This window comes from Ruegeria sp. BC3 (assembly GCF_056539265.1).
Genome location: NZ_JBQFUP010000019.1, coordinates 1 through 5943, shown reverse-complemented (window position 1 = coordinate 5943; position 5943 = coordinate 1). Strand labels below are relative to the sequence as shown.

General features: G+C 53.3%; 3 tRNA genes and 3 rRNA genes. All 6 read left to right on the top strand.

The window, feature by feature from the left end:
• The first annotated feature begins 340 nt into the window (after window positions 1-340).
• The 6 genes from ACR0MV_RS21560 to ACR0MV_RS21535 all read left to right on the top strand — a co-directional run bounded on the left by ACR0MV_RS21560 (window position 341) and on the right by ACR0MV_RS21535 (window position 5943).
• Window positions 341-1802, top strand: a 16S ribosomal RNA gene (locus tag ACR0MV_RS21560).
• 215 nt (window positions 1803-2017) lie between these two features.
• Window positions 2018-2094, top strand: a tRNA-Ile gene (locus tag ACR0MV_RS21555).
• A 9-nt stretch (window positions 2095-2103) separates the two neighbouring features.
• Window positions 2104-2179 (top strand) — tRNA-Ala (locus ACR0MV_RS21550).
• Between the two features lie 460 nt (window positions 2180-2639).
• Window positions 2640-5466 (top strand): 23S ribosomal RNA (locus ACR0MV_RS21545).
• Window positions 5467-5630: 164 nt separating this feature from the next.
• Window positions 5631-5745, top strand: a 5S ribosomal RNA gene (rrf, locus tag ACR0MV_RS21540).
• The 16S, 23S and 5S rRNA genes sit together here with 3 tRNA genes alongside, the layout of an rRNA operon.
• A 121-nt stretch (window positions 5746-5866) precedes the next feature.
• Window positions 5867-5943: transfer RNA gene (locus tag ACR0MV_RS21535), tRNA-Met, on the top strand.

The following is a 5943-nucleotide window of genomic DNA, read 5'->3' as shown; positions in this document are numbered from 1 at the left end:
GACGCTCAGGAGAGACTGGGGGCATCTTGGGGAATGAGTTAGGCGGGCGCGCTGATTTTTTGGCGCAACGGTCTGGTTTTTGGCTCTGGGTGTTATGTTCTTTGACATTGATGGATAACTGAAGAGATATGTGGGCGGTTTGGTTCGTTTCGACGGATTGAATGTCTGTATATCGCGCTAGTAGGCTTCGGCCGATGATCTAGTGTCAGCTTCACTGTTTGAGTGGTTCACTGGTTTCTTAGGAAATCTGTGTACATCAAACAGAAGACTTCATCTGGTTTAGCCACCAGATGAGATGTGCAGAGGTTCGAACGTCAAGGATAGGTTAGCAATAGCCTTTCAACTTGAGAGTTTGATCCTGGCTCAGAACGAACGCTGGCGGCAGGCCTAACACATGCAAGTCGAGCGCGCCTTTCGGGGTGAGCGGCGGACGGGTTAGTAACGCGTGGGAATATGCCCAAAGGTACGGAATAGCCTCTGGAAACGGAGAGTAATACCGTATGTGCCCTTCGGGGGAAAGATTTATCGCCTTTGGATTAGCCCGCGTTAGATTAGGTAGTTGGTGGGGTAATGGCCTACCAAGCCTACGATCTATAGCTGGTTTTAGAGGATGATCAGCAACACTGGGACTGAGACACGGCCCAGACTCCTACGGGAGGCAGCAGTGGGGAATCTTGGACAATGGGGGCAACCCTGATCCAGCCATGCCGCGTGAGTGATGAAGGCCCTAGGGTCGTAAAGCTCTTTCGCCTGTGAAGATAATGACGGTAGCAGGTAAAGAAACCCCGGCTAACTCCGTGCCAGCAGCCGCGGTAATACGGAGGGGGTTAGCGTTGTTCGGAATTACTGGGCGTAAAGCGCACGTAGGCGGATCGGAAAGTTGGGGGTGAAATCCCGGGGCTCAACCCCGGAACTGCCTCCAAAACTATCGGTCTAGAGTTCGAGAGAGGTGAGTGGAATTCCGAGTGTAGAGGTGAAATTCGTAGATATTCGGAGGAACACCAGTGGCGAAGGCGGCTCACTGGCTCGATACTGACGCTGAGGTGCGAAAGTGTGGGGAGCAAACAGGATTAGATACCCTGGTAGTCCACACCGTAAACGATGAATGCCAGTCGTCGGGTAGCATGCTATTCGGTGACACACCTAACGGATTAAGCATTCCGCCTGGGGAGTACGGTCGCAAGATTAAAACTCAAAGGAATTGACGGGGGCCCGCACAAGCGGTGGAGCATGTGGTTTAATTCGAAGCAACGCGCAGAACCTTACCAACCCTTGACATCCTAGGACCGATCCAGAGATGGATCTTTCACTTCGGTGACCTAGTGACAGGTGCTGCATGGCTGTCGTCAGCTCGTGTCGTGAGATGTTCGGTTAAGTCCGGCAACGAGCGCAACCCACATCCTTAGTTGCCAGCAGTTCGGCTGGGCACTCTAGGGAAACTGCCCGTGATAAGCGGGAGGAAGGTGTGGATGACGTCAAGTCCTCATGGCCCTTACGGGTTGGGCTACACACGTGCTACAATGGCAGTGACAATGGGTTAATCCCAAAAAACTGTCTCAGTTCGGATTGGGGTCTGCAACTCGACCCCATGAAGTCGGAATCGCTAGTAATCGCGTAACAGCATGACGCGGTGAATACGTTCCCGGGCCTTGTACACACCGCCCGTCACACCATGGGAGTTGGTTCTACCCGACGACGCTGCGCTAACCTTCGGGAGGCAGGCGGCCACGGTAGGATCAGCGACTGGGGTGAAGTCGTAACAAGGTAGCCGTAGGGGAACCTGCGGCTGGATCACCTCCTTTCTAAGGATGTTCCTAGCATCACAGAGTTCGCTCTTGATCGTGGAACACTTAGCAGAAGATCAACAAACAAAGTTGGTCAAACTCATGGACCGAGCCGTCCTCATATCTCTTCAGAACACATCAGGCCTGCACGCTGTGAGGTCTGGCCCTCTCGGCAGCTTTTGCAAGCAAAAGCGCCTGTCGGGCAACGTCGATTTTGCTTTGCAAAATCAACTGGGTCGGTAGCTCAGGTGGTTAGAGCGCACGCCTGATAAGCGTGAGGTCGGAGGTTCAAGTCCTCCTCGACCCACCAAAAACTTTTGGGGCCTTAGCTCAGCTGGGAGAGCGCCTGATTTGCATTCAGGAGGTCAGGAGTTCGATCCTCCTAGGCTCCACCATTTACCCGATCAGATCGTTAAGCACCTTTGGGTTCTTAGCCGTCCGATTGGACGTCGCTTCTTCGGAAGCATTGACATCGTATAGAGAGAAATCAATCAACACTGTTTGATCGCGCCGAGTGTGGCGTTGATCTCAGTCGTTCTCATCTTCGGATGAGCGGGTTGTGACACGGGTGTTTCCTCGCCTGTCCACGACTATCCCGGCTGAAACGAACAGAGTTGTCCAAGTCAAGTACACTAACCCGCATGATCTGACGATCATGCATGTCTTCTATCCTCTGCGTGGGGCCGACCGACATCGGCAGCGCGGGTTCCAGGATGGAAGGCGGGAAAGTATGCTTTTGGTTCAGAAGAAAGATCGCCTTTAGTTACCAGCTGGGCGATCGCGATTGACCTGACTGCGCTCAAGTAGCCTAATAGGCGGTAGCGCACTAAGTTATGTCTTTCTCTTTCTGGATCAAATCAAGCGCGAGAAGGGCGTTTGGTGAATGCCTTGGCAGCAAGAGGCGATGAAAGACGTGATACTCTGCGATAAGCCATGGGGAGCTGAGAATAAGCTTTGATCCATGGATTTCTGAATGGGGCAACCCACCTGAAAGCTTCATATTGTTATCTCTGATACTCAATATGGGGTTTAAACAGGTACTTAAGACCTGAATACATAGGGTTTTAAGAGCAAACCCGGGGAACTGAAACATCTAAGTACCCGGAGGAAAGGAAATCAATTGATACTCCCCTAGTAGCGGCGAGCGAACGGGGACCAGCCGAGCCAGATAAGTGACTAGAACATGTTGGGAAGCATGGCCATAGCGGGTGACAGCCCCGTATAGGAAGCTTTGATGGACGTATTAAGTAGGGCGGAACACGTGAAATTCTGTCTGAAGATCGGAGGACCACCTTCGAAGGCTAAGTACTCCTTGCTGACCGATAGCGAACCAGTACCGTGAGGGAAAGGTGAAAAGCACCCCGACGAGGGGAGTGAAACAGTACCTGAAACCGAACGCCTACAATCAGTCGGAGGCTCCTTGCGAGCTGACGGCGTACCTTTTGTATAATGGGTCATCGACTTGGTCTCACGAGCAAGCTTAAGCCGTTAGGTGTAGGCGTAGCGAAAGCGAGTCTTAATAGGGCGTATGAGTTCGTGGGATCAGACCCGAAACCGAGTGATCTAGGCATGGCCAGGTTGAAGGTAAGGTAACACTTACTGGAGGACCGAACCCACATCCGTTGAAAAGGATCGGGATGAGCTGTGCCTAGGGGTGAAAGGCCAATCAAACTCGGAGATAGCTGGTTCTCTGCGAAATCTATTTAGGTAGAGCGTCATCCGAATACCCCGGGGGGTAGAGCACTGGATGGGTAATGGGGCCCCACAGGCTTACTGATCCTAACCAAACTCCGAATACCCGGGAGTACTAGATGGCAGACACACTGCGGATGCTAACGTCCGTAGTGGAGAGGGAAACAACCCTGACCTACAGCTAAGGCCCCCAATTCATGGCTAAGTGGGAAAGCAGGTGGGACGACCAAAACAACCAGGAGGTTGGCTTAGAAGCAGCCATCCTTTAAAGATAGCGTAACAGCTCACTGGTCTAAATAAGTTGTCCTGCGGCGAAGATGTAACGGGGCTCAAGCCATGAGCCGAAGCTTAGGATGCCGTAAGGCATGGTAGCAGAGCGTAGTGTGACATAGATCCATGCCTCCTTGATCCCTTCGGGGATATTGGAGGCGAGGATCTTTCGATGAAGCCGGCCTGTGAGGGATCCGGTGGAGAGATCACTAGTGAGAATGATGACATGAGTAGCGACAAAGAGTGTGAGAGACACTCTCGCCGAAAGTCCAAGGGTTCCTGCTTAAAGCTAATCTGAGCAGGGTAAGCCGGCCCCTAAGCCGAGGCCGAAAGGCGTAGGCGATGGGAACTAGGTTAATATTCCTAGGCCAGGAGGATGTGACGGATCACAGGTGTAGTTCAATCTTATCGGATTGATTGGGCTGCTGAGTGGTTCCTGGAAATAGCCCTCCATCAGACCGTACCCTAAACCGACACAGGTGGACTGGTAGAGCATACCAAGGCGCTTGAGAGAACGATGTTGAAGGAACTCGGCAAAATACCTCCGTAAGTTCGCGAGAAGGAGGCCCGGTTCCTAGGCAACTAGGGGCTGGGGGCACAAACCAGGGGGTGGCGACTGTTTATTAAAAACACAGGGCTCTGCGAAGTCGCAAGACGACGTATAGGGTCTGACGCCTGCCCGGTGCCTGAAGGTTAAAAGGAGAGGTGAGAGCCTTGAATTGAAGCCCAGGTAAACGGCGGCCGTAACTATAACGGTCCTAAGGTAGCGAAATTCCTTGTCGGGTAAGTTCCGACCTGCACGAATGGCGTAACGACTTCCCCGCTGTCTCCAACATCGACTCAGCGAAATTGAATTGCCTGTCAAGATGCAGGCTTCCCGCGGTTAGACGGAAAGACCCCGTGCACCTTTACTACAGCTTCGCACTGGCATCAGGATTGTGATGTGCAGGATAGGTGGTAGGCTTTGAAACCGTGACGCCAGTCGCGGTGGAGCCTCCCTTGAGATACCACCCTTCGCACTCTTGATGTCTAACCGCGGTCCGTTATCCGGATCCGGGACCCTGCGTGGCGGGTAGTTTGACTGGGGCGGTCGCCTCCTAAAGCGTAACGGAGGCGCGCGAAGGTTGGCTCAGAGCGGTCGGAAATCGCTCGTTGAGTGCAATGGCAGAAGCCAGCCTGACTGCGAGACTGACAAGTCGAGCAGAGTCGAAAGACGGCCATAGTGATCCGGTGGTCCCGAGTGGAAGGGCCATCGCTCAACGGATAAAAGGTACGCCGGGGATAACAGGCTGATACTGCCCAAGAGTCCATATCGACGGCAGTGTTTGGCACCTCGATGTCGGCTCATCTCATCCTGGGGCTGGAGCAGGTCCCAAGGGTACGGCTGTTCGCCGTTTAAAGAGGTACGTGAGCTGGGTTTAGAACGTCGTGAGACAGTTCGGTCCCTATCTGCCGTGGGTGTAGGAGACTTGAGAGGAGTTGCCCCTAGTACGAGAGGACCGGGGTGAACGATCCACTGGTGGACCAGTTGTCGTGCCAACGGCAGTGCTGGGTAGCTATGATCGGACAGGATAACCGCTGAAGGCATCTAAGCGGGAAGCCCCCCTCAAAACAAGGTCTCCCTGAGGGCCGTGGAAGACCACCACGTCAATAGGCCGGAGATGTAAGCGCAGTAATGCGTTCAGTTGACCGGTACTAATCGCCCGATAGGCTTGATTTGATCCAGTAATGGAAAGACAAGACCAAAGCATACACCGACCTTGAGTTGGACAACGTTGATCTGATTAACAACCGAGTGGCACCGCGCATTCGCAAGCGAATACGCTGCCTGCCACCGGTCGCTTTCTTGCTCAGCAAGAAAGTCAATATGGGGATTTTCCTCGGTTTGGTGGTCATAGCGCAAGTGAAACACCCGGTCCCATCCCGAACCCGGAAGTTAAGCACTGCCGCGCCAATGGTACTTGGGCTTAAGCCCTGGGAGAGTAGGTCACCGCCAAACCTAGAAAAATCCCCCCTCTCTAACACGATGAAAAAAAACACTACCCGGCCTCAAGTAGCGTAAGCGATAGGCCAAAAATGGTCTCAACTCGCCGAATAGGCGGTAGACCAACGCTAAGTGTCGCGGGATGGAGCAGCCCGGTAGCTCGTCAGGCTCATAACCTGAAGGTCGCAGGTTCAAATCCTGCTCCCGCAACCA